The organism is Caldalkalibacillus mannanilyticus JCM 10596 (assembly GCF_000615945.1).
GTDB classification, from domain to species: Bacteria; Bacillota; Bacilli; order Caldalkalibacillales; family JCM-10596; genus Bacillus_AT; species Bacillus_AT mannanilyticus.
Genome location: NZ_BAMO01000038.1, coordinates 1 through 22385, shown reverse-complemented (window position 1 = coordinate 22385; position 22385 = coordinate 1). Strand labels below are relative to the sequence as shown.

General features: G+C 41.2%; 18 protein-coding genes, 1 other RNA gene and 3 pseudogenes. 17 read left to right on the top strand and 5 right to left on the bottom strand.

The window, feature by feature from the left end; translation table 11 throughout:
- Nucleotides 1-18: 18 nt before the first annotated feature.
- From hisS to JCM10596_RS18360, 6 genes are all read left to right on the top strand, one after another.
- Nucleotides 19-1296 (top strand): histidine--tRNA ligase, encoded by a 1278-nt coding sequence (hisS, locus tag JCM10596_RS18385; RefSeq protein WP_025028387.1) that lies wholly within the window; start codon nt 19-21, stop codon nt 1294-1296.
- Nucleotides 1296-3068, top strand: a complete 1773-nt coding sequence (aspS, locus tag JCM10596_RS18380) for an aspartate--tRNA ligase (RefSeq protein ID WP_025028386.1) — start codon at nt 1296-1298, stop codon at nt 3066-3068. The genes hisS and aspS overlap by 1 nt, the downstream gene beginning before the upstream one ends.
- A gap of 81 nt (nt 3069-3149) precedes the next feature.
- Nucleotides 3150-3328, top strand: a non-coding RNA gene (gene ssrS, locus JCM10596_RS28905) — 6S RNA.
- A gap of 127 nt (nt 3329-3455) precedes the next feature.
- Nucleotides 3456-4244, top strand: coding sequence for a tRNA threonylcarbamoyladenosine dehydratase (locus tag JCM10596_RS18370; RefSeq protein ID WP_025028385.1), 789 nt, complete (start codon nt 3456-3458; stop codon nt 4242-4244).
- A 130-nt stretch (nt 4245-4374) separates the two neighbouring features.
- Complete coding sequence (locus tag JCM10596_RS28185; protein WP_025028384.1) at nt 4375-5043, top strand: TadE/TadG family type IV pilus assembly protein; 669 nt, start codon at nt 4375-4377, stop codon at nt 5041-5043.
- Nucleotides 5036-6106, top strand: coding sequence for a TadE/TadG family type IV pilus assembly protein (locus JCM10596_RS18360; RefSeq protein WP_025028383.1), 1071 nt, complete (start codon nt 5036-5038; stop codon nt 6104-6106). Before JCM10596_RS28185 ends, JCM10596_RS18360 begins: the two co-directional genes overlap by 8 nt.
- Nucleotides 6107-6217: 111 nt before the next feature.
- Here JCM10596_RS18360 and JCM10596_RS31745 read toward each other — a convergent pair.
- The 4 genes and pseudogenes from JCM10596_RS31745 to JCM10596_RS26365 form a co-directional block, all read right to left on the bottom strand.
- A pseudogene (locus JCM10596_RS31745) lies at nt 6218-6379 on the bottom strand (YtzJ family protein); the annotation flags it as partial.
- A gap of 173 nt (nt 6380-6552) precedes the next feature.
- Entirely contained in the window at nt 6553-7047 is a 495-nt protein-coding gene (locus JCM10596_RS18355) for a LapA family protein (protein WP_025028382.1), read from the bottom strand.
- The gene (locus JCM10596_RS18350; protein WP_025028381.1) at nt 7044-7370 is read right to left on the bottom strand and encodes a YtrH family sporulation protein; all 327 of its coding nucleotides are present in this window, start codon (nt 7368-7370) and stop codon (nt 7044-7046) included. The genes JCM10596_RS18355 and JCM10596_RS18350 overlap by 4 nt, the downstream gene beginning before the upstream one ends.
- A gap of 83 nt (nt 7371-7453) precedes the next feature.
- Nucleotides 7454-8253: pseudogene (locus JCM10596_RS26365) on the bottom strand (Cof-type HAD-IIB family hydrolase).
- 89 nt (nt 8254-8342) lie between these two features.
- On the opposite strand from JCM10596_RS26365, the gene JCM10596_RS18340 reads away from it, so the two are divergent.
- The 9 genes from JCM10596_RS18340 (at nt 8343) to JCM10596_RS18300 (ending at nt 18907) form a co-directional block, all read left to right on the top strand.
- Entirely contained in the window at nt 8343-11774 is a 3432-nt protein-coding gene (locus tag JCM10596_RS18340) for a DNA polymerase III subunit alpha (RefSeq protein WP_025028380.1), read from the top strand.
- A gap of 94 nt (nt 11775-11868) precedes the next feature.
- Nucleotides 11869-13104 carry an NADP-dependent malic enzyme gene (gene ystJ / locus JCM10596_RS18335; RefSeq protein ID WP_025028379.1) on the top strand — a complete coding sequence of 412 codons (1236 nt, stop codon included), beginning with the start codon at nt 11869-11871 and terminating at the stop codon, nt 13102-13104.
- A 64-nt stretch (nt 13105-13168) separates the two neighbouring features.
- A complete protein-coding gene (locus JCM10596_RS18330) occupies nt 13169-13351 on the top strand; it encodes a hypothetical protein (protein WP_025028378.1) in 183 nt (60 codons plus the stop codon).
- Between the two features lie 21 nt (nt 13352-13372).
- Nucleotides 13373-14230, top strand: coding sequence for an acetyl-CoA carboxylase, carboxyltransferase subunit beta (gene accD, locus JCM10596_RS18325; RefSeq protein WP_025028377.1), 858 nt, complete (start codon nt 13373-13375; stop codon nt 14228-14230).
- Nucleotides 14230-15207, top strand: a complete 978-nt coding sequence (accA, locus tag JCM10596_RS18320; RefSeq protein WP_025028376.1) for an acetyl-CoA carboxylase carboxyl transferase subunit alpha — start codon at nt 14230-14232, stop codon at nt 15205-15207. Before accD ends, accA begins: the two co-directional genes overlap by 1 nt.
- A gap of 112 nt (nt 15208-15319) precedes the next feature.
- Nucleotides 15320-16279: a 6-phosphofructokinase gene (pfkA, locus tag JCM10596_RS18315; RefSeq protein ID WP_025028375.1), complete on the top strand. Its 960-nt coding sequence runs from the start codon at nt 15320-15322 to the stop codon at nt 16277-16279.
- A gap of 45 nt (nt 16280-16324) precedes the next feature.
- Nucleotides 16325-18073, top strand: a complete 1749-nt coding sequence (gene pyk, locus JCM10596_RS18310; RefSeq protein WP_025028374.1) for a pyruvate kinase — start codon at nt 16325-16327, stop codon at nt 18071-18073.
- Between the two features lie 11 nt (nt 18074-18084).
- Nucleotides 18085-18510, top strand: coding sequence for an acyl-CoA thioesterase (locus tag JCM10596_RS18305; RefSeq protein WP_025028373.1), 426 nt, complete (start codon nt 18085-18087; stop codon nt 18508-18510).
- Nucleotides 18511-18514: 4 nt separating this feature from the next.
- A complete protein-coding gene (locus JCM10596_RS18300; RefSeq protein WP_025028372.1) occupies nt 18515-18907 on the top strand; it encodes an FxsA family protein in 393 nt (130 codons plus the stop codon).
- 53 nt (nt 18908-18960) lie between these two features.
- Here JCM10596_RS18300 and ytvI read toward each other — a convergent pair.
- Nucleotides 18961-19991: pseudogene (gene ytvI, locus JCM10596_RS26360) on the bottom strand (sporulation integral membrane protein YtvI).
- 330 nt (nt 19992-20321) lie between these two features.
- Here ytvI and citZ point away from each other — a divergent pair.
- Both citZ and icd read left to right on the top strand, forming a co-directional pair.
- Nucleotides 20322-21431, top strand: coding sequence for a citrate synthase (gene citZ, locus JCM10596_RS18290; protein ID WP_025028371.1), 1110 nt, complete (start codon nt 20322-20324; stop codon nt 21429-21431).
- A gap of 70 nt (nt 21432-21501) precedes the next feature.
- A partial coding sequence (gene icd / locus JCM10596_RS18280) for an NADP-dependent isocitrate dehydrogenase (RefSeq protein WP_025028370.1) occupies nt 21502-22385 on the top strand: 884 nt, incomplete at its 3' end.

Below are 22385 nucleotides of genomic sequence, written 5' to 3'. Positions count from 1 at the left end.
GATGAAGGAGGGGTTGGCATGTCCATTAAAATGCCAAGAGGAACCGCAGATGTGCTGCCTGGTGAAGTAGAGCTATGGCAGTATGTTGAAGAAAAGGCTAGGGATTTATGCAGCCGTTATAATTATTCTGAGATAAGGACTCCGATATTTGAGCATACTGAGCTATTTCAACGAGGTGTCGGAGAAACGACAGATATTGTTGAAAAAGAAATGTATACCTTTATAGATAAGGGAGACCGCAGTATCACCTTGAGACCAGAAGGGACAGCTTCCACAGTCCGCTCCTATGTAGAGCATAAAATGTTTGGCAGTCCTCAACAGCCAACAAAACTGTTCTATATTGGTCCAATGTTTCGCTATGAACGTCCTCAAGCTGGACGCATGCGACAGTTTACACAATTCGGTGTAGAGGCAATTGGTTCAAAAGACCCTAGTATAGATGCTGAGGTGATTGCTTTAGCCATGCAGCTATATCAGGAGCTAGGAGTGAAGGATTTACACTTAGAGATCAACAGCGTAGGGTGTAGCCAGTGTAGACCTGTTCACCGTGAGGCGCTTCTTGATCATCTACAAGGTGTTCGTGATCAATTGGGAGCCGAGGATCAATCGAGATTAGAAAGAAATCCCCTTCGAGTCTTGGATAGCAAAGACCCTAAGACACAAGAGCTAACGAAGGATGCTCCTTCTATTTTGGAATTTTTGTGTGACGATTGCGCTCCTCATTTCCAGAAGGTTCAGACCTATTTAACGGAGATGAATATTCCCTTTGTTGTTAACCCCAGAATGGTTCGAGGCTTAGATTACTATACTCAAACCGCTTTTGAAATTATGGTTCAAGGTATTGGAGCGATAGGTACTGTCTGTGGGGGAGGAAGATATAACGGTCTTGTGGAGCAGATCGGGGGACAAGATATGCCAGGAATCGGTTTTGCCCTCAGTATCGAGAGACTGCTTCTCGCTCTAAAAACACAAGAGGTTGAACTTCCGATCAATCGAAACATTGATTGTTTTGTCGTCACATTAGGTGAGGCTGCAAAACAGAAAAGCGTTTCACTTGTACACAATTGGAGAACTGCGGGGCTTCGGGTGGAAAAGGATTATTTAGATCGAAACATGAAACCACAGATGAAATCGGCTGATCGCTTGGGAGCTCGTTTTGTTGTGATCCTAGGAGATGATGAGCTAGAGAAAAACAGTGTGGTCGTAAAAGAAATGGCAAGTGGAGAACAGCAAGAATTAGGTTTTGAGGAGGCTAAGGCATATATGCTTACAGCCCTAGTGAAGGAGGAAAAGTAATGGCAGTGGGACGTACTCACAACTGTGGTGCTCTTCGTTCAGAGCATATCGGTCAGACAGTAGAATTAAAAGGTTGGGTTCAGAAGAGAAGAGATTTAGGGGGATTAATCTTTATTGATCTAAGGGATCGCTCAGGGATCGTGCAGGTCGTTTTTCATCCTGAACAAGCTGATGCCTTGGCAGTGGCTGAAAAGGTGCGAAGTGAATATCTTTTAGCGGTGAAGGGGACAGTGATTGCACGTGAACCGGGAACCTATAATACGAAGATTGAAACGGGTGAGATCGAAATTCAAGTAGAAAATGTTGAGATCATCAATACGGCGAAAACCCCACCCTTTATGATTCAGGATCAGGTTGATGTTGATGAAGCCGTGCGCTTGAAGTATCGCTATCTTGATCTTCGCCGACCTGAGATGCAGAAAACCTTTATGCTTCGTCATAAAGCTTCAAAGATATTTAGGGATTTTCTAGACGAGAATGGGTTCTTAGAAGTGGAAACCCCTATGTTAACCAAGAGTACACCAGAAGGAGCGAGAGATTATCTTGTTCCAAGTCGCGTGCATCCTGGTGAATTTTTTGCTCTTCCTCAGTCTCCACAGCTTTTTAAGCAGTTATTAATGGTTGGAGGATTTGAGCGTTACTTTCAAATTGTTCGTTGCTTCCGTGACGAAGACCTTAGAGCGGATCGTCAGCCCGAATTTACCCAAGTCGATATTGAAACATCATTCCTAGAGATGAATGAACTTCAGGCAATGATGGAAGATCTGATGGCTAAGTTAATGCGCGAAACCATAGGTGTAGAGGTTCAAACTCCATTTGAGAGATTAACCTATGATGAAGCAATGGCTCGCTTTGGTTCTGATAAGCCAGACCTACGTTTTGGATTAGAGCTGAAGGATATTTCTGAGCTTGTTCGCGAGAGTTCTTTTAAGGTATTTAGCGGAGCTGTAGCGGCTGGTGGACAGGTGAAAGGAATCAACGCCAAGGGCTGTGCTCATTACAGTCGTAAGGACGTTGACCAATTAGGGGAATATGTGAGCATCTATGGAGCGAAAGGTTTGGCTTGGATAGCCTTTAAAGATGGGGAAGTAAAAGGTTCGATTACGAAGTTCTTTGAAGGAGAAGCCTTAGAGCAGGTCAAGCAAGCATTAGAAGCAGAGGAAGGAGATCTCTTGCTCTTTGTTGCTGATAAAAAATCGGTGGTAGCAGATGCTTTAGGAGCTCTTCGATTAAAGCTAGGAAAAGAACTGAACATGATCAATGAAAAAGAATATAAGTTCTTGTGGGTAACTGAGTTTCCTCTAGTGGAATATGATGAGGAAGCACAGCGTTATGTGGCTCTACACCATCCGTTTACCATGCCTAGAGAGGAAGATCTCCCGCTATTTGAAAGCAATCCAGCGGTCATGAAAGCGAAGGCCTATGACATGGTTCTGAACGGCTTCGAAATTGGTGGAGGCAGTATGAGGATCTACCAAAGAGAAATTCAAGAAAAAATGTTTGAGCTTTTAGGATTTAGTAAGGAAGAAGCAAATGAAAAGTTTGGATTCCTTCTAGAAGCTTTTGAATATGGTACACCTCCGCATGGTGGAATTGCTTTTGGTTTAGATCGGATTATTATGCTTTTAGCTGAGCGTTCGAATCTTCGTGAAACGATTGCCTTTCCAAAAACAGCGAGCGCAAGCTGTCTTTTAACGCTGGCACCATCTGAAGTAGATGAGAAGCAGTTAGATCAACTTCATCTAAAAACCATCCAGAAGTCAAGCGTATAATATGTCAAAAAACGTAAAATTTTCTGATAAAAAGAAGCTTGAAATGCCCCTTATCCTTGTGATAACATAAAGGCAGAGCAAAGAGTCCTGAGATGTTCGTGAATAACCAACGTTTTGAGCCAACATTTTGAGTTAGGGAGCTCGGAGTCTATTTGATGGAACATATGCCTCTTCATTGTGGACATGAGAAATCAAAAGCAGAGCACCCACCTGCGAAGGCAGGTTCAAAACTGAGGAGCCACGGCATACATGGGGCTCTTTTTTTTTGTGTGATTAGATGTGATTTAATAAAACAACAGAATGATTAATCAACCAAAATACAAATTCCCCTTGACATACTCCGCCTAATATTGTGGAATAAATATGTTATATAAAGGAGTGAATCGAATGAGCGTAAAATTAACTCAGTTTTCCAGAACTGAACTTGCCATAGGAAAAGAAGGGGTCCATGCTCTAAAAAATAGTACAGTAGCGATCTTAGGAATTGGGGGAGTAGGGTCTTTTACAGCAGAGGCACTCGCTCGCTCAGGTGTAGGAAGACTTGTCTTGGTGGATAAGGATGATGTCGATATTACAAACATCAATCGTCAAATCCATGCGTTGCTCTCTACAGTAGGGCGTCCTAAGGTAGAATTGATGAAGGAGAGAATCGCAGACATTAATCCTGAATGCGAAGTGATCGCCTTAAAAATGTTCTATACAGAAGAAACGTATGAGCAGTTTTTCTCTTATGGACTTGATTATGTGGTGGATGCCTGTGATACTGTCACATATAAAATACATATTATCAAGGAATGCAAACAGCGCAATATACCCGTCATCTCAAGCATGGGTGCAGCAAATAAAATGGACCCTGCTCAATTAACAGTGGATGATATTTCGAAAACGAGCTATGATCCACTGGCTAAAGTGATTCGCAAAAAGCTGCGTGAAGCAAGAATTTATAAGGGGGTTAAGGTGGTCTATTCTAAAGAAATTCCTGTTCTCCAAAAGCATGATACCCTTCAAGAAATTGTACCTGATCCCAATGCTAAGATTCGCAAAGCCAAAATGCCTCCTGCCAGCAATGCATTTGTTCCTTCGGTAGCAGGGTTGTTAGCGGCGGGGGTTGTAGTGAATGATCTAATGAAAACCCATGATATCACGATTGATCGTGCTCGAAATCAGACTGTTTAAATCAAAAAAATAGAAAAAACTTGCAAAAAATAGGTGACAAACACCTATTTTTTGTTTACCATTAAACTAGTTTCAAAATTGGAAAATAAATGACAAAATCTTTGTATTTTCGATAGGAACTGGTGATGGTATGCAAGAGCGTAAAAAAACGTTGATTCGCTGTGAACAAGGAAGTTTTACAATAGAGTCCTCTCTGGTTTTTCCTATCCTCTTCATCACCATTATTCTTTTTTTATTTCTTAGTATTGTTACCTATCAAAAGGTGACATTGTATTATCTTGCCTCCATCACAGCAGAAAAGACCTCCATGAATTGGACAAACAGCCATAAGGACTCACAAAGTGGAGAATTCTTAGTGGGAGAATATGATCCATTATACTGGAGGGATACAGAAGAATCATGGTTGGATGCGATGCTCGGATTTCCCCAGAAAAAGAGGGATACAAAACTAGATTTTGACGTACCAGGCAGGATAATTAACCTGACACAGAAAAAAATCAAGAAAGCAGGAGAGTGGCTGCCTTCCAGATTGAATGGAGAAGTGGTCTACCAAAAGGAAAACGGGGAGAGTCATGTTCTTGTGAGTCTAGAAAAGCCATTGAAGCTCCCACGTCTATTAGGCTATGTCTTGAGTGAGAAGGTCACGGTCACCGTCGCTTCTCCAGTTCATGACCCTGTTGAATTGATACGCAATGTGTCATTTGTCTCTGCTTACCAGGAACGTGTAGAGGAACTGGGCAAACCGAAGCTTGATTTGATCTTTTCGAAGCAGAGGAAAGAGTATGGACTTTATGAGTAAGAGAAGGCTTTCGTTCTGTAGAAAAGTAACAGGTAGTATTGTTCTTGAGGCAGCGATTATTTTACCGATTTTTCTTTGTTTCATGCTTTTTTTAACGACGCTCATTCGAATATCAATCGTTGATATGGCTTTAACTCAAGCTCTTTCTAGTGGGGTAAAGCAAGTGGCTACACAGATCTATCCAGTTGGAGTATCGATGACTCAAATAAAAGATCCTGAAAAGGAGAGTACTCTCACTGCGTTATACCCAACTAAAAGTCAGAAGGTGTTAGAGCTAAGGGAAGCATTTGTACAAGGGACAGGTGCAGCAGATAGAGCCATTTTGGACAATGTATTTCAGCCTCTCTTTGATACTTATATTGACGATACTGTGCTCCGTATTGAGAACTTTCAAATCACCCAAGCATCGCTCCCTAACCTTCGAAACCGTTCTGAAGCTTATTTGGCTGTAGAAGCGAGATACGATATGCCGCTCTATCTTCCTTTCTTTAATCAGACGATGACGTTTAAGAAAAAAGCCGTAGAGAGAGTTTGGATTGGGGAAACACAAGCTCCTCTACCAACCGATATGGATCCAAATCGTCCGTCAGAAAAAAATAAAAAGGAAAGAGATTCTCATAAACAAGAGGATGAAGGAGCAGAAGATGGGAGTACAGAGAAGCAAGATCCAGATTCGTCGGATATAGATTCGGAAGAAGGGGTGTCTAAGGAACCGCCCCCGCAAGAAGAGATAGAGGAAGAGGATTGTTTTTACCTTGATTCCATCAATTCGCCTGTACAACGTGGTAAAAAGGTCAAAATCTTAGCCTGTGGTCCTCCTAATCAGAGCATTCTAGTCACATTAGAATATCAGAGTGGCTTTGTGAAATCTGAAAGCTGTCCAACCAATGCTGAGGGCTGGATGAGCTGTGAAATCATCATTGGAGGGAATTCTAAAGAAGGAGCCTATGAAGCGATTCTCACACTAGATGAACAAGAAGCCAGAGGTGGATTCGAAGTGTTGTCCAAAGCGAGCATGGAAGCGTATATAAAAAAACGTCTGGACAAGAAGAGAGGACACTAGACAAATAGAGGATAATAGAAGGTGAAAAACAGAATGAGCATATAAAAAAGACCAACTTATTATGGAGAAAGTTGGTCTTTTTTAAGGTAAGGAATCAGAGGGAATCATGAGTTAGCCTTGCTCCTTTACAGGGATAAACCAAGCGCCGACAGAGGTGCGGTCAACATGGATTTTAATGTCTAAATTGGCTAGTTCTTTTTCAATGAAATCAGCAACTTCATGAGTTTCAGCAAAAGCAGAAAATCCATTTTTTAATTCTTCTACTTTTTTTCTCGCTAGACCCTTCTGTTAATAATCATTACGCATCAACCTCCAATTTCATGATTATAATCTAAATTACATAAATATTATACTAAAAAAAGCGTAAGATAGCGACCCTTAATGCATCATGATTTTTACATTATCATGACAATATGCAGTGTTCAGCGTGATATACAGAACAGGGACTAACGACTTTTCACCTTGACCTTAAATGTCATCGTTGTATAGAGTACCAACATATCTAATTCTAAGCTGAACTCCTGCTGTTCAATCGTGTATTTCCGTCCATTGACTAAATGAACGATGGTTTCAGCAGTATCTGCTACACTTTCTAAAGGCATGCCGATGAGGAATTTAAGATCATTACGCATACGGTCTGTGATTTCGGTTTCAATAAACTCATTGGGCTGTTTTTCCTTTGATGTGACGATTTGAATATTTATTTTTTGGACGATTAGCTTTTGTTGGTTTTTAATTTCTGCTTCTTTACTCTTTATGGAGTCCAGCTCTTGTTCTAGCTCCGTAATTTCTGATTTCAATTTCCGGTTATCAATAAGAGATTGATCCATGAGTTGTCCGTACATAAAAAGAAAAATGATGGCACCTAGTAGCATTCCTAAGATAAAAGAAGCGACGATTTGTGTTAGCAGACGAAAAATGTGAGCACTAGGTACTCTCATTTAAGTTCTCCCCCAAGCCAATGAATCAGAGTTGTGCCAATATAAGCTCCAAAAAAAGCACTGAAAATATAAAGCACCTGCTTAATAATTTCACTATGCATCCCATCGAAAAAATTACGTTCTATAAGGGATAGGGTATCAACAGTCCCGCCTATGGCGGCGACAACAGCCCATATTTTCAATTTATCTGCGAGGACCATCATGGTTTGCATGGGCTGTTGTCCAGCGACAAAAGCGCCTAATCCTCCTAATAATGCTCCTCCAATAATGACGCCAAAAGCCACAAAAAAATCTAAAACGATGGTTGCCATAAATTTGCTCATTGTTATCTCCCCCATCTGTCCTTCTCCAATCAGTATATGGGACAAAGAGGCGAGATATGTTACTGGAGATGCGGGATGTGACCCTATAGAACATGCTTTTCTAGAAAATGAGCGATCCCATCCTCTTCGTTACTTAAGGTAATGGTATTGGCGACTTCCTTCAGTTGTGGGATGGCATTGGACATAGCGACGCCTGTCCCAGCGAATTGAAGCATTTCAATATCATTATCCTCATCACCAAAAGCGATAACATTCTTAGCCGGAATATCGAAGCTGGCACAGACTCGTTCTAATCCTACAGCCTTACTGAGCCCAGAGCGAACGATCTCGATAATGTTCCATGGGCACCCCATTTCCTGTGATCGATCACCTCAGCATGTTCTTCCTCTAGAAATCTTCTCAGTTGATCAACGTTATGTTCATGTGGATGAATCAATACAGAAGTAGGGTCAGTATGCAAAATCTCTGGTAATTTATTGACATCCAGAGAAGGGTCGAAAAAAGTATTCATAATCACTTCATCATGCTCTCTGAGAAATACTTCGTCCAGGACCTCAACCATAATATTACGTACTCCAAATTTTTCGCTGGTTCGAATAACGCCCTGCGCTACGTTCATTTGCAAAGGTGTGTGAAAGACACCCCAATGATGATCGATGGGATGATGAACCAAAGCCCCATTAAAGTTGACAATGGGTGTATCTAGCTGTAGTTCCTGATAATAAGGCTCACTTGAACGGAAAGGACGTCCAGTAGAGATCACGACCTTATGACCTTGTTTCATGGCGAGCTGAAGGGCTTTTTTGGTTCGTGGACTGATTTTTTTGGCATCAGTTAACAACGTTCCATCTAAATCAATAGCGATTAGTAAGGGATGACTCATAATTACCACTACCTTTACTTGTTATGTTAAAATTTATTATACATAAAAGAACTGTAGAAGGAAATTTTTAGGCAGGTGATCGGAGCAGCATGGATTCACAAGAATTTGTCCACTTACATGTCCATAGTGAATATAGTTTGTTAGATGGAGCGAGTCGGATTCAAGAATTAGTTTCAGAAGCAAAGCGTCAAGGAATGTCAGCATTGGCCTTAACTGACCATGGGGCGATGTACGGAGCTATGTCCTTTTATAGAGAATGCCTGAAACAAGGAATACAGCCCATTATTGGTGTAGAAGTATATATCACCAATCAGCCGTTAGACGAGAAAATGATGAAAAACAAGCAAGAGCTGTTTCATCTCGTCTTGTTGGCTGAAACGTATCAGGGGTATCAAAATTTAATCAAGCTAACGACAAAAGCTCATTTAGAGGGGTTCTATTATAAACCAAGAGTGACAAAGGAGTGGCTTCGGACCTATAGTCAAGGGATCATTGCGCTCAGTGCCTGCTTAGCCGGAGAGGTTCAACAAGCGCTTCTCTCTGACCAACAGGAGAGAGCCAAGGAGATTATTACTGAACATCAGGAGATCTTTGGGGCTGAGAATTATTTTTTAGAGCTTCAGGATCATGGCATGGCGGAGCAGCGTAAAGTAAACCTCCGCTTGATTCAGCTGGCAGAAGACCGAAAGATTCCCTTGGTAGTGACCAATGATGTACACTATACCTTCCGTGAGGATGCTGTTCCGCATGACTGCTTATTATGTATTGGGACAGGTTCTAAGGTGAAGGAGGATCAACGTCTTAAATTCCCAAGTGCTCAATTCTATTTGAAGCAGCCCCAAGAGATGCGTAAGCTCTTTCCACATCTTCCAGAAGCTTATCAGAATACAGTTCGAATTGCAGAGAGATGTCAGTTCCAGATTCCTCTTGGACAAGAGATTCTACCTGCCTATCCCGTACCAGAGGGAGTGACGGGTCCGCAATATCTAAGAGAACAGTGTGAACGTGGGGTAAGCGAACGTTACACGCAGGTCACTCCAGAGATCCTGCAAAGACTAGACTATGAACTACATGTCATCGGACAAATGGGATATGCGGATTACTTTCTCATTGTCTGGGATTTTATGCGCTTTGCTCATGAGCAGGGAATATTAACGGGACCTGGACGAGGTTCGGCAGCAGGGAGCCTTGTCGCTTATGTACTAAAAATTACAAATGTAGATCCGATTAAATATAAGCTGTTATTTGAACGTTTTTTAAATCCAGAAAGAGTTACCATGCCTGATATCGATATTGATTTCTCCGATGTCAGAAGAGATGAAGTGATTGAGTATGTGGTGGAGAAATATGGACCTGATCATGTCGCTCAGATCATTACTTTTGGAACTATGGCGGCGAAGGCAGCAGTACGTGATGTGGGCAGAGTGCTGGATATCCCCTTAGCTAAGGTGGATCGAATGGCAAAATGTATTCCAGGATACCCAGGAGTGACTCTAGAAGAAGCCAAGAAGGAATCGGTTCTCCTGGAACAGCTCCTTGCAGAGGATGAAAGTCTAGAGCATTTGTTTGAAATGGCCAAAAGATTAGAAGGAACGGCAAGACATACTTCTACTCATGCGGCAGGAGTGATTATTTCTAAAGAACCTTTGACTCATTATGTTCCTTTGCAAAAGGGACATGAACAAGTCCCGCTTACTCAATACGCTATGGAGGATTTAGAGAAGATTGGTTTATTAAAAATGGACTTTCTTGGTTTGCGCAATCTCTCTTTAATCGAAGAGATTTTATCTATCGTTAATCAGGATTCAAGCTCCACTGCCCCTCTTCAGCTAGATCATATTCCTTTTGATGATCCAGCTACCTATGAGTTATTAAGTGAGGGAGATACGACAGGAATCTTTCAATTAGAATCGGATGGGATGAGAAGTGTGCTGAAACGATTGCGTCCTTCAACATTCGAAGATATTATTGCTGTTCTCGCTCTCTACCGACCCGGTCCGATGCAAAATATCCCTTTATTTATTGATGCGAAATATGGCAGGGTAAAAGTAGAGTATCCGCACGATGATCTTAAGCCCATTTTAGAGGATACCTATGGCATTATCGTCTATCAGGAACAAATCATGCAGATTGCTTCTAAGATGGCAGGCTTCTCCTTAGGCGAAGCAGATCTATTACGGAGAGCCGTAGGAAAGAAAAAGAGAGAGATTCTAGAAGAAGAGCGAGAGCATTTTGTTCAAGGATGCATTCAGCAGAGCTATCCTGAGGCTGTTGCGGAGCACGTGTATGATTTGATTGTTCGTTTTGCCGACTATGGATTTAATCGCTCTCATTCAGCTGCTTATGCGGTGATTGCCTATCAGCTTGCTTATTTAAAAACCCATTACCCAGTCGCCTTTCTCGCGTCCTTGCTATCAACCTCACTAGGAAATCAGGAAAAAATAGCGGAGTATTTACAGCAAGCGGCACGTCGCGGGGTTGCCGTTCTCCCTCCATCGGTGCTTGCCAGCCAATCTCAATTTTCTGTGGAGGAAGGGCAAATACGTTTAGGGTTAAGTGTCATAAAAAATGTGGGACAACAGGCAATTCGAGAAATGATAGAGGAAAGAAAGAAGAAGCCCTTCTTGAATCTGTTAGACTTCTGTCAGAGAATGAATCTTAGAATCTGTAATCGTCGGGTTATTGAGTCCTTAATTATGGCAGGGGCTTTTGATGAATTTGGAATGCACAGAGCCCAGGCGTTGGCTAATCTAGATCCGATGTTAGATATGGCAGAAAAAGCGAAGGGCAACAAGCAAACGGATCAGCTTTTCTTTTTTGCCGATGAGCTTCCTCAGGACTACCATTGGATTGATATGGAGCCTTATTCACCTGTTGAGATTTTACGTTGTGAGAAGGAGGTTTTAGGCTTCTACTTATCCGGTCATCCGCTGGACTCTTTCCGAGAGCTGGCAGCAAGCTATCAAGCGATTGGATTACAGCAATTGGTGCAACCCCATGCACGGCAAAATAAAAATCCGTCTGTCATTCGAACCATAGGATGTATCCAAAGAGTGAAGCGAATCAAAACCAAAAAAGGAGAAGCGATGGCTTTTCTTGTCTTAGAGGATCAAGGAGTAGAAGTAGATGTGGTTATTTTTCCTTCGGTATTTAAACAAAGCCCGACTCTTTATGAGGAAGAAACCTTACTGTTTATCGAAGGGAAAGTGGAGGTAAAGGAGGATGAGATTCAAATTATTGCACAAAGGGCCACTGAATTACAGATGTTACCACCTAAACAGGAGGATTCAACGAAGCTATTTATTCGGATTGCCCCCTCTATTTCCCAGTCTGATGGTCTAAAGAAGCTCCAAAAATGGTTGCATGCCAATCGCGGGGCAACTCCAGTCTATCTATTTTATGAAGAGGAGAAAAAAACAATTTTGTTAGACGATGAATACAACGTACAGTTGAGTCCTACTCTAATAAATGAAATAGAGGAAATTCTCGGATATTCGAATGCAGTTAAGACAAGGTCATAATTATAGGTCGTATACTTTTTGTTTACACCTTCTTAGCTTTTGGTATAATGGAAAGCAAGCAGTGTGTCCATGACAAATAAGGAGAGTGAATGGTATGGCTACCACACGAGAAGAATCATTACATTTACATAGACAGCATCAAGGGAAATTAGCAGTTAAATCCAAAGTACCTGTACAAAATGCAAGAGATCTAAGTTTAGCGTATTCTCCAGGGGTAGCAGAACCCTGCAAAGAGATTTTTGATTATCCCAGAAAAGTATATGAATACACAATGAAGGGAAACATGGTTGCTGTCGTTTCAGACGGGACAGCTGTGCTCGGATTGGGGAATATTGGTCCTGCAGCGGCGCTTCCTGTAATGGAAGGAAAAGCAGTCTTATTTAAGTCTTTTGCGGGTGTTGATGCCTTCCCTATCTGTTTAAATACAACAGATGTGGACAAAATTGTAGAAACAGTGAAGCTTCTTGAGCCAACATTTGGTGGAATCAATCTAGAAGATATCGCGGCACCCAATTGCTTTGTGATTGAGGAGAGATTGAAAAAGGAAACGAATATTCCTATTTTTCATGATGATCAGCATGGAACAGCGATTGTAACTTTAGCAGGCTTAGTGAATGCGTTAAAAGTTGTAGGTAAAGAGATGTCAGAAATCAAGGTTGTCGCTAATGGAGCGGGAGCTGCGGGAATTGCAATTATTAAACTATTGCTTCGGATGGGTGTCAAAGACATTATCATGTGTGACACCAAAGGAGCGATTTATGAAGGGCGCCCTGAGGGGATGAACCCGATTAAAGAAGAGGTTGCCAAGCGAACAAACCGAAATCGAATGGAAGGAAGCTTGGAAGACGCCTTAAAGGATGCGGATGTCTTTGTTGGTGTATCCGTTGCGGGAGCTTTAAGTAAAGAAATGATCCAAAGCATGAAACCAGATCCTATTATTTTTGCTATGGCAAATCCTGACCCTGAGATCATGCCAAGCGATGCGAAGGAAGCCGGTGCTAAAGTGATCGGAACAGGTAGATCTGATTTTCCGAATCAAGTAAATAACGTTCTTGCCTTCCCTGGAATTTTCCGAGGGGCTTTGGATGTCTACGCAACCCATATTAACGAAGAGATGAAAGTAGCTGCTGTTTTTGCGATAGCAGAGCTTATTGATCCATCTGAACTTAGCGCAGATTATGTCATTCCTGCTCCTTTTGATGTGCGCGTGGCACCTGCAGTTGCAGCGGCAGTAGCAAAGGCTGCGATGGAAACAGGGGTAGCCAGAAGACAGGTGAATCCAGAGGAAGTAGCAGAAAGAACTCGTCATCTAGCTCTCATTGAAAATTAGCAAATGTATATGGTATGATTACCTCAACCGATGTAAAAATGTACCAATAAGGAGGAAATCATAGATGTGGACGATAATTTACATTGCCCCAAGTGTGAAGATCGCCGAAAGAATACAAGATCGTCTGTCAGATGAAGGATTTCTTGTGAAGGTCAGGCCTAGTCAGCACGGAAAGCAATTTGAAATTCTAGTCCCAGAGGGAGAACTTGAAGAAGTCAAGGAAGCCTTGAGTTCAATCCTTCAATAAATGTCCCTGTGAGGTGTTCAAGTGTTTAAGGATTTATTTTATAAGAGACGAAAATACGCAACCATTCCTTCAGAGCAAGCGAAGAAGGATATTCCAGAAGGCCTGATGGTGAAGTGTAAGCAATGTGGTACGATTAGCTATACTAAGGAATTAGTTAAAAATCTTAAAGTTTGTCATGCTTGTGGATATCATTTTCCACTAACCGCACACGAGCGAATTCAAATGACCTTGGATGAAGGACATTTCTTTGAATACGATAGTGATATGTTATCAGAAGATCCTTTATCCTTCCCTGATTATGTCCCAAGGGTAAAGAAAAATATTGAAAAAACAGGTATGATGGAAGCGATCTTAACCGGAGAAGGTACGATTAAAGGCTATCCAGTTGTCATTGGTGTGATGGATTTCAACTTTTTTGGTGGAACGTTAGGCTCCGTTGTTGGGGAAAAAATTACACGTGCCATTGAGAGAGCTGGGCAAAAAAGGTATCCCTTTATTCTTTTCTCCGCTTCTGGTGGAGCACGTATGCAGGAGGGGCTGCTAAGCTTAATGCAGATGGCTAAGACAAGCTCAGCACTTGCTCAATTTGACAAGGAGAAAGGCCTCTTTATCTCTGTCATGACGTACCCAACTACGGGTGGCGTTTCGGCTAGTTTTGCCTCTTTAGGGGACTATAATATTGCAGAGCCACAAGCCTTAATTGGTTTTGCTGGACGGCGTGTGATCGAGCAAACCATTCGTCAGGAATTACCTGCTGACTTTCAAACAGCAGAATTTTTATTAAAGCACGGTCAACTTGATATGGTGATTGAACGTAAGTCAATGAGGGAACAACTTGGCATTATACTTGATATTCATTCAGAACGGAGGGGTGGATAATGGCAGGGGAACTATCATTTGAACGCCCTCTTATAGAGCTTAGAAACAAAATTAACGAACTAAAGAAATTTACAGATGAAAAAGAAATTGATTTCTCAGATGAGATTGAGCGTTTAGAAGAAAAAGCAAGTCGACTGGCTCAAGAGATTTATGGCAATTTAACACCGATGCAACGCATTCAAATTGCAAGACATCCTCAGAGACCTACGACACTTGATTATATAAATCGAATTTTTCATTCCTTTGTAGAGATTCATGGAGATCGACTCTATGGCGATGACCCCGCTATAATTGCTGGAGTTGCCAAATTTGGCGAACTTCCTGTGACAGTGATTGGACATCAAAAAGGAAAAGATACAAAGGACAACATCTATAGAAATTTTGGGATGCCTCATCCAGAAGGATATCGCAAGGCACTACGTGCCATGCAACAGGCAAACAAATTTGGACGCCCTATTATCTGTTTTATTGATACTCCGGGCGCCTATCCAGGCAAAGCAGCGGAAGAGAGAGGACAAAGTGAGGCCATTGCCCGTAATCTAAGAGAAATGGCTGGCTTTGAAGTTCCTATTATTTGTATTGTCATCGGAGAAGGAGGAAGCGGAGGAGCATTGGCTATTGGAGTTGGGAATCATATTTATATGTTAGAAAATGCCATTTACTCTGTTATTTCACCTGAAGGAGCTGCAGCGATTATCTGGAAGGACCGCGGGGAAGCACAAAGAGCAGCAGAAGCTATGAAAATTACAGCACCAGACCTTTATGAAATGAAGGTTATTGATGGTGTCATACCTGAACCAATGGGCGGTGCTCATCTGGATGCGGATGTGCAATCAGGAAACATCAGGCAATATTTATCCAAATCTTTGCATGAATTACAATACCTGAGTGGACTTGAAATCGTCACAAAACGTTACGAAAAATTTAAAAATATCGGACAATTCGCCTTTGTAACCGATTCCATGGTTGATGTATAAGGATATGTGCTTCTGAAGTGACTTCAGAAGCACATTTTCAGTATATTGTAAGTTGAGTTTTAGCATGTTAAATTAATAAAAGCATACTAAATATTGTCCGAGGTGAGAGAGAATGAAGAAGATAGGAGTACTAACAAGTGGTGGAGATTCTCCAGGAATGAATGCAGCGATTCGAGCTGTCGTTAGGAAAGCATTATTCCATGATATCGAAGTAAGCGGGATTTATCATGGATATCATGGCTTGATGAATGGCTCAATTAAACCGTTAACCATTGGTTCTGTTGGAGATATTATTCATCGTGGAGGAACCATGCTTGGGACAGCAAGAAGTGAAGAGTTCAAAACAGAAGCAGGGCAATTGAAAGCCATTGAAACATTAAAGAGTCATGGAATTGAAGGACTTGTCGTGATTGGAGGAGACGGTTCTTTTCGTGGTGCTGAGAAATTAAGCGAAAAAGGCATCGCGGCAATAGGAGTTCCAGGAACCATTGATAACGATATTCCTTGTACTGATTTCACCATCGGTTTTGATACAGCCTTAAATACTGTGATTGAAGCAGTTGATAAGATCAGGGACACTGCTACCTCTCATGAAAGAACCTTTATCATCGAAGTCATGGGACGAGATGCTGGAGATTTAGCTCTTTGGGCAGGATTAGCAGATGGAGCAGAAACGATTTTAATTCCTGAAGCAGATTATTCTGTAGATGAATTACTGAAAACATTAAAAAGAGGACAAGAACGTGGAAAGAAACATAGTATTATTGTGGTTGCAGAAGGGATTGGCAGTGCAGTAGAGCTAGGAAATTCTATCCGTGAGAAATCGGGAGTAGAGTGTCGTGTGACCGTTCTGGGTCATATTCAACGTGGAGGTTCACCGACAGCTTTTGATCGTGTATTAGCGAGCCGCCTAGGTGCTTATGCAGTAGAATGTCTGCTGAATGGTGAAAAAGGAAAGATGGTTGGATTACAAAATAACCAGCCTGTTGCAACTCCAATATCAGAAGCATTAAACCAAAAGCATACTGTTGATTTATCTTTATATCAACTTGCTAAGGAACTGTCCATCTAAGGATACCAAAAAATATATAGTGATCTTAGTGAAGGAGCTTATGAGATGAGAAAAACAAAAATAGTTGGAACCATTGGACCTGCGAGTGAATCAGTTGAAAAGCTAAAACAGCTTATTGAGGCTGGCCTAAATGTAGCAAGATTAAACTTTTCCCACGGTGATTTTGCTGAACATGGACAACGAATCAAAAATATTAGACAGGCAGTAGAGGAAACAGGGCAAACGATTGCCATTCTATTGGATACCAAAGGACCTGAAATTAGAACGGGAAAATTAAAGGTAGAACCGATTGATTTGATTGAAGGAGAATCCTTGATTTTAACCACTGAGGAAATAGAAGGAGATACAACAAGAATATCCATTACATACCCTGGATTAGTAAATGATGTTCAGCCAGGAAGTAAAATCTTGATTGATGATGGTTTGATCGAGGTTCAAGTAGAAAAAGTAGAAGGTTCTGATATCCATACTCGCATTCTCAATGGAGGGCAACTGAAAAGTAAAAAAGGTGTCAACGTACCTGGAGTGGCGATTAACCTGCCAGGAATCACAGAAAAGGATGCTGCCGATATCCGTTTTGGATTAGGACAGGGAATCGACTTTATTGCTGCTTCCTTTGTACGAAAAGCAAGTGATATACTAGAAATCAGAAAAATTATTGAAGAGCAAAATCAGCCAGATGTACAAATCATTGCTAAAATCGAAAATCAAGAAGGCGTTGACAATATTGATGAAATATTAGCGATTGCTGATGGAATTATGGTGGCTCGTGGTGATCTAGGGGTTGAGGTTCCTGCCGAAGATGTTCCTATTTATCAAAAAATGATGATTCGCAAGTGTAATGAATTAGGGAAGCCGGTTATTACAGCGACTCAAATGTTAGATTCTATGCAAAGAAACCCTAGACCTACACGCGCTGAAGTGGGGGATGTGGCAAACGCTATTTTTGATGGAACAGATGCTGTCATGCTTTCAGGAGAAACAGCAGCTGGAAAATATCCAGTTGAATCTGTTGTAACAATGGCTAGAATTGCTAAGCGCTCTGAAGATTCTCTGCAATATAAAGGGTGGGAGAATGATGGGGAGCGTCAAAGTACCATCACAGATACGATCAGTCATGCTGTTTCTAAGTCTGCTTTAGACTTAAATGCATCCGCTATTTTGACACCGACAGAAAGTGGTTATACAGCCAGAATGGTTTCAAAATATCGCCCTAAAGCTCCAATTATAGCTGTTACACCAAGCGAAAAAGTATTTCGCAGGCTTTCATTGGTTTGGGGTGTCTATCCGGTCTTTGCTGAAATGGCGAACTCAACGGATGAGATGCTTGAGGTTTCAGTAGACGCAGCAGTAAAAGCTAACAAAATCAAGTATGGTGACTTAGTTGTCATCACCGCAGGGGTTCCTGTACGCGAATCTGGAACAACGAATTTAATGAAAATTCATGTTGTCGGTGACGTTGTAGCCAAAGGTCAAGGGATCGGTACCAAGGCAGTAACAGGTAAGGTTGTTGTCGCCCATACTGCGGAAGAAGCTCTTGCGAAGGTAGAAGAGAATTCAATCTTAGTAACGATTGGCACGGATAAGGATATGATGGCAGCCTTTGAAAAGGCTGCAGCTGTCATTACAGAAGAAGCTGGCTTAACCTCTCATGCAGCGGTTGTAGGACTAAGCTTAAGTATTCCTGTTATAGTGGGAGTAGAAGGTGCGACAAAAACGCTGGCAGATGGCAAAGAAATCACAGTGGATGCGATCAGAGGACATATCTATTCCGGTCATGCAAAAGTATTGTAAGGAAGATGATAATGAAAAACACTTTTTTTTCGACAACCCTTAGAGTGCGTTACTCTGAAACGGATCAAATGGGAGTTGTCTATCATGGAAATTATTTGAATTGGTTTGAAGTAGGGCGGACAGAAATGCTGAGGGCATTAGGTCAAGACTACCGAACAGCTGAAGAAAAAGGCTTGAAGCTTCCTGTTCTAAATGTACGATGCTCCTTTTTAAGACCCGCGCTTTACGATGATATGGTTGAAATTCGTACTAGAATTGAGAAATATACAGGTGTGAAGCTCTCCTTTCAATATGAGATTTGTCGAGACGGTGAGCTATTGGTCACAGGAGATTCTTCGCACTGCTGGACAAATGCCAATTTCAAACCAATTCATTTGAAAAAGATATGGCAAGAGCTTCACGAGCTGATCCAACAAAAAACTCTTGAAGGAGTCTAAGGACATGTTTCGAATTTTGGTCCTAATGTTAATTATCGTTCCTGTTATAGAGCTTTGGGGATTAATCAGTGTAGGAAAATGGATCGGGGCATGGCCCACAGTTGGTTTGGTGATTCTGACAGGAATCATTGGGGCATGGCTAGCGAAGCGAGAAGGATTACAAACCCTACAGCTTGTAAGACTTCAGCTTGAGAAGGGAGAAATGCCCGGCCAGGCTGTCCTAGATGGCATTTGTATCCTTGTAGGAGGAGCTGTTCTGTTGACACCTGGATTTTTCACGGATATCGTGGGATTCTTTCTCTTAGTACCCTATACTCGAAACATTGTAAAGGCGATGTTAAGAAAATGGTTCGAAAAATGGATTAAGCACGGTCATTTCACGATAATAAAAAGATAAAGTATAAAGAAGGACGATTCATCACGTTGTATATTGATGAATCGTCCTTTCTTTTATCCTCGTATAAACGCCCATAAATCTCTAAATACCCCTGCCCTTGCCATTGCGCTAAAAATGACCATGAGAACGGGTCCGATAATAAGTCCGATTAACCCAAACAATTGAAAGCCAACAAATAAAGCAACAAGAGTAAGAAGAGGATCAAGCCCCACGTTGGTTCCAAGTATTTTTGGTTCCATCATTTGGCGTTGAACAACGACAATAGCGTAAAGGACAGAGAGCCCAATCACCATAGAATAATCTCCATTAATAAAGAGATAAATAATCCACGGTATGAAGATCATGCCCGTCCCGATATAGGTAATAAGTCGACAAAAGCAATGATGATAGCGAGGGTTAACCCATATTCAACCCTCAAGACAATAAAACCAATGAGAACGATGGTAAAAGTGATCGAGATCAGGGTAAATTGGGCTTTAACAAAACCGAATAAAGCTTTTCTTAAATCTCGCAAAACAGCTCCACCGCTTGTATGAATTCGATCTGGTGCGAATTGCAAGAATCTTTTGCGTAGCTTGGGCCAGTCTTTACTAATAAAGAAGGAGGCGAGTAATGAAATAATAAAGGCTGTTGCCATACTAGGAATGGCTCCAATAAAGGCAAGTAAACCATTAAAAATCTCTTTTACCGCATTTTTACCTAGTGAAACGACTTGTTCCGTAAAGGTAGTGACTTGTGTTTCAATATTTTTTTGCACATCTGGTTCCAATGAACTATAGAAAGCAGTGAATTGGTCATAGAAGGACAAGATATCATCAAGGATAAATTCCTGAATTCGAGTGACGTAATCTTCAATATAGACCGGAAGCATTACTTGTAGATTGGTAATCTCATTTGCAATTTCAATCACTACTAGGACGACGATGGTTACTAGTATGGCTAAGAGCAGGATAATGGCTAATGTAACGGAAAGCCATCTTGGGAACTTGGCTCTTCTTTCTAATATATCGACAAGGGGGTTAAGCATGAGAGCAAAGATAATTCCAATTAAAAATGGATAAATTAAAGGAAGAATGTAATACATTCCAAATAAAAGAGAAGATAATAGCCAAGGTGACGAGTATGAATCGAACTAATGCATTCCAGAATGATTTATCCAAAAAAATGACCTCCTATAGAAAACTAATCGGAATTAAGTAAGTAAATTTTACCTTTTATTACGCTGTAGAACAATCAATCATGCATAAAAATTAATGAAACTGAAACAATTTTAGAAAAAACATGTACTCAAGTAGAATTTTAATATATAATATTAAATGGAATAGAAACGCGGTTTCAAGCAGTGAAACCACTAGGAATGTTTTATAATATCCCTTTTTTCACCATATTCTTACTAAATAAAGGAGAGATGCTCATGAGTACTCGCGGATTAGAAGGAGTCATTGCAGCAGAATCATCAATCAGTTCGATTATTGATGGAGTGTTAACTTACAGAGGAATTGACATTGATGATTTAGCGTCACATGCAAGCTTTGAGGAAGTCATTTATTTATTATGGTATGGGAAACTCCCAAATCAAAGTGAGCTTGATCAATTAACGAAGCAATTAGCTGAAAACGCTTCGATTCCACAGGAATTAATTGATCAAATTCGCTTGTTCCCTAATAATATTCATCCAATGGGTGCATTAAGAACGGCCATTTCTGCTTTAGGATTATTTGATCAAGAAGCTGAGGAGATGGATGATGATTCTAACATCCGTAAGGCGATCTGTATTCAAGCGAAAATCGGAACCATTGTTACCGCTTTTGCTAGAATACGTGCAGGAAAAGATCCAATTGCGCCACGTTCTGATCTTGGAGTAGCAGCCAACTTCTTATATATGCTGACTGGAGAAGAGCCATCTGCCATCTCTGTTGAAGCCTTTAACAAAGCTTTGGTTCTTCATGCTGATCATGAGTTCAATGCTTCAACGTTTACAGCGCGTGTAACCGTTGCGACACTATCGGATATGTATTCAGGGATTACTTCGGCTATTGGAGCATTAAAAGGTCCTTTGCATGGGGGAGCAAATGAGCAAGTTATGGCGACTCTTGAAGCAATCGGAGAAGTAGATAAAGCAGAAGGGTATATTCTAAATGCTCTAGCGAATAAAGAAAAGATTATGGGCTTTGGTCATCGTGTTTATAAGGATGGAGATCCGCGCGCTAAGCATTTAAAAGAAATGTCTAAGGCGTTAACAGAACTTACAGGGCAGCCAAAATGGTATGATATGTCTGTGAAGATCAATGAAGTTGTAGAAAGAGAAAAAGGATTAAAACCAAATGTTGATTTCTATTCCGCATCGGTTTACTACAGTTTAGGAATTGAGCGTGACCTATTTACTCCTATTTTTGCTGTTTCTCGTGCTTCGGGCTGGATCGGACATATCCTAGAGCAATATGCAAACAACCGCTTGATTCGTCCTCGTGCAGATTATGTAGGACCACAGAAACAAGACTATGTTCCAATCCATCAAAGATAATGGATGGAAATGAATCATTAATAATGGTATTTGACTACTAAGAAATATAAGTTGATGGAGGGCTACTGCAATGGCAAATTTAAAAACATTTGAAGCACCAACTCATGGAGAACAAATTACAGTTGATCAACAAGGAAGACTACAGGTTCCTAATAACCCGATCGTTCCTTTTATTGAGGGTGACGGTACTGGACCAGATATCTGGGCTGCGGCATCAAGAGTTTTAGATGCAGCGGTTGAGAAAGCCTATAATGGTGAGAAGAAAATTGCTTGGTATGAGGTATATGCTGGAGAAAAAGCTTTTAATAAATACAATGAGTGGTTACCAGAGGATACTCTTACAGCGATTCGTGAATACCTGATTGCGATCAAAGGACCGCTTACAACTCCTATTGGTGGAGGAATCCGTTCTCTAAACGTGGCATTACGCCAGGAATTAGATTTATATGTCTGTCTGCGCCCTGTGCGTTATTTTGAAGGGGTACCTTCTCCTGTCCGTCATCCTGAGCAGGTAGATATGGTTATCTTCCGTGAAAATACAGAGGATATTTATGCTGGTATTGAGTGGCAAGCTGGATCAGATGAAGTGCAAAAGGTCTTAAAGTTCTTGCAGGATGAAATGGGTGTAAAGAAAATCCGCTTCCCTGAAACTTCCGGAATTGGACTTAAACCAGTATCTTCTGAAGGAACAGAGCGACTCGTTCGAGCTTCTATCGAGTATGCGATCCAACACAATCGTAAAAGTGTTACCCTTGTACATAAAGGGAACATCATGAAGTTTACTGAAGGAGCTTTCAAGAACTGGGGTTATGAATTAGCTGAGCGTGAATACGGTGATCGAGTATTTACATGGGCTCAATATGATAAAATTGCTGCCGAACAAGGACAAAAAGCGGCTAATGAAGCACAAGCAAAGGCAGAGGCAGAAGGCAAGATTATTATTAAAAGATGTCG

Coding starts and splice junctions, on each gene's coding strand:
- hisS (WP_025028387.1), top strand. CDS start 19: ATGTCCATTAAAATGCCAAGAGGAACCGCAGATGTGCTGCCTGGTGAA.
- aspS (WP_025028386.1), top strand. CDS start 1,296: ATGGCAGTGGGACGTACTCACAACTGTGGTGCTCTTCGTTCAGAGCAT.
- JCM10596_RS18370 (WP_025028385.1), top strand. CDS start 3,456: ATGAGCGTAAAATTAACTCAGTTTTCCAGAACTGAACTTGCCATAGGA.
- JCM10596_RS28185 (WP_025028384.1), top strand. CDS start 4,375: ATGCAAGAGCGTAAAAAAACGTTGATTCGCTGTGAACAAGGAAGTTTT.
- JCM10596_RS18360 (WP_025028383.1), top strand. CDS start 5,036: ATGAGTAAGAGAAGGCTTTCGTTCTGTAGAAAAGTAACAGGTAGTATT.
- JCM10596_RS18355 (WP_025028382.1), bottom strand. CDS start 7,047: ATGAGAGTACCTAGTGCTCACATTTTTCGTCTGCTAACACAAATCGTC.
- JCM10596_RS18350 (WP_025028381.1), bottom strand. CDS start 7,370: ATGAGCAAATTTATGGCAACCATCGTTTTAGATTTTTTTGTGGCTTTT.
- JCM10596_RS18340 (WP_025028380.1), top strand. CDS start 8,343: ATGGATTCACAAGAATTTGTCCACTTACATGTCCATAGTGAATATAGT.
- ystJ (WP_025028379.1), top strand. CDS start 11,869: ATGGCTACCACACGAGAAGAATCATTACATTTACATAGACAGCATCAA.
- JCM10596_RS18330 (WP_025028378.1), top strand. CDS start 13,169: ATGTGGACGATAATTTACATTGCCCCAAGTGTGAAGATCGCCGAAAGA.
- accA (WP_025028376.1), top strand. CDS start 14,230: ATGGCAGGGGAACTATCATTTGAACGCCCTCTTATAGAGCTTAGAAAC.
- pfkA (WP_025028375.1), top strand. CDS start 15,320: ATGAAGAAGATAGGAGTACTAACAAGTGGTGGAGATTCTCCAGGAATG.
- pyk (WP_025028374.1), top strand. CDS start 16,325: ATGAGAAAAACAAAAATAGTTGGAACCATTGGACCTGCGAGTGAATCA.
- JCM10596_RS18305 (WP_025028373.1), top strand. CDS start 18,085: ATGAAAAACACTTTTTTTTCGACAACCCTTAGAGTGCGTTACTCTGAA.
- JCM10596_RS18300 (WP_025028372.1), top strand. CDS start 18,515: ATGTTTCGAATTTTGGTCCTAATGTTAATTATCGTTCCTGTTATAGAG.
- citZ (WP_025028371.1), top strand. CDS start 20,322: ATGAGTACTCGCGGATTAGAAGGAGTCATTGCAGCAGAATCATCAATC.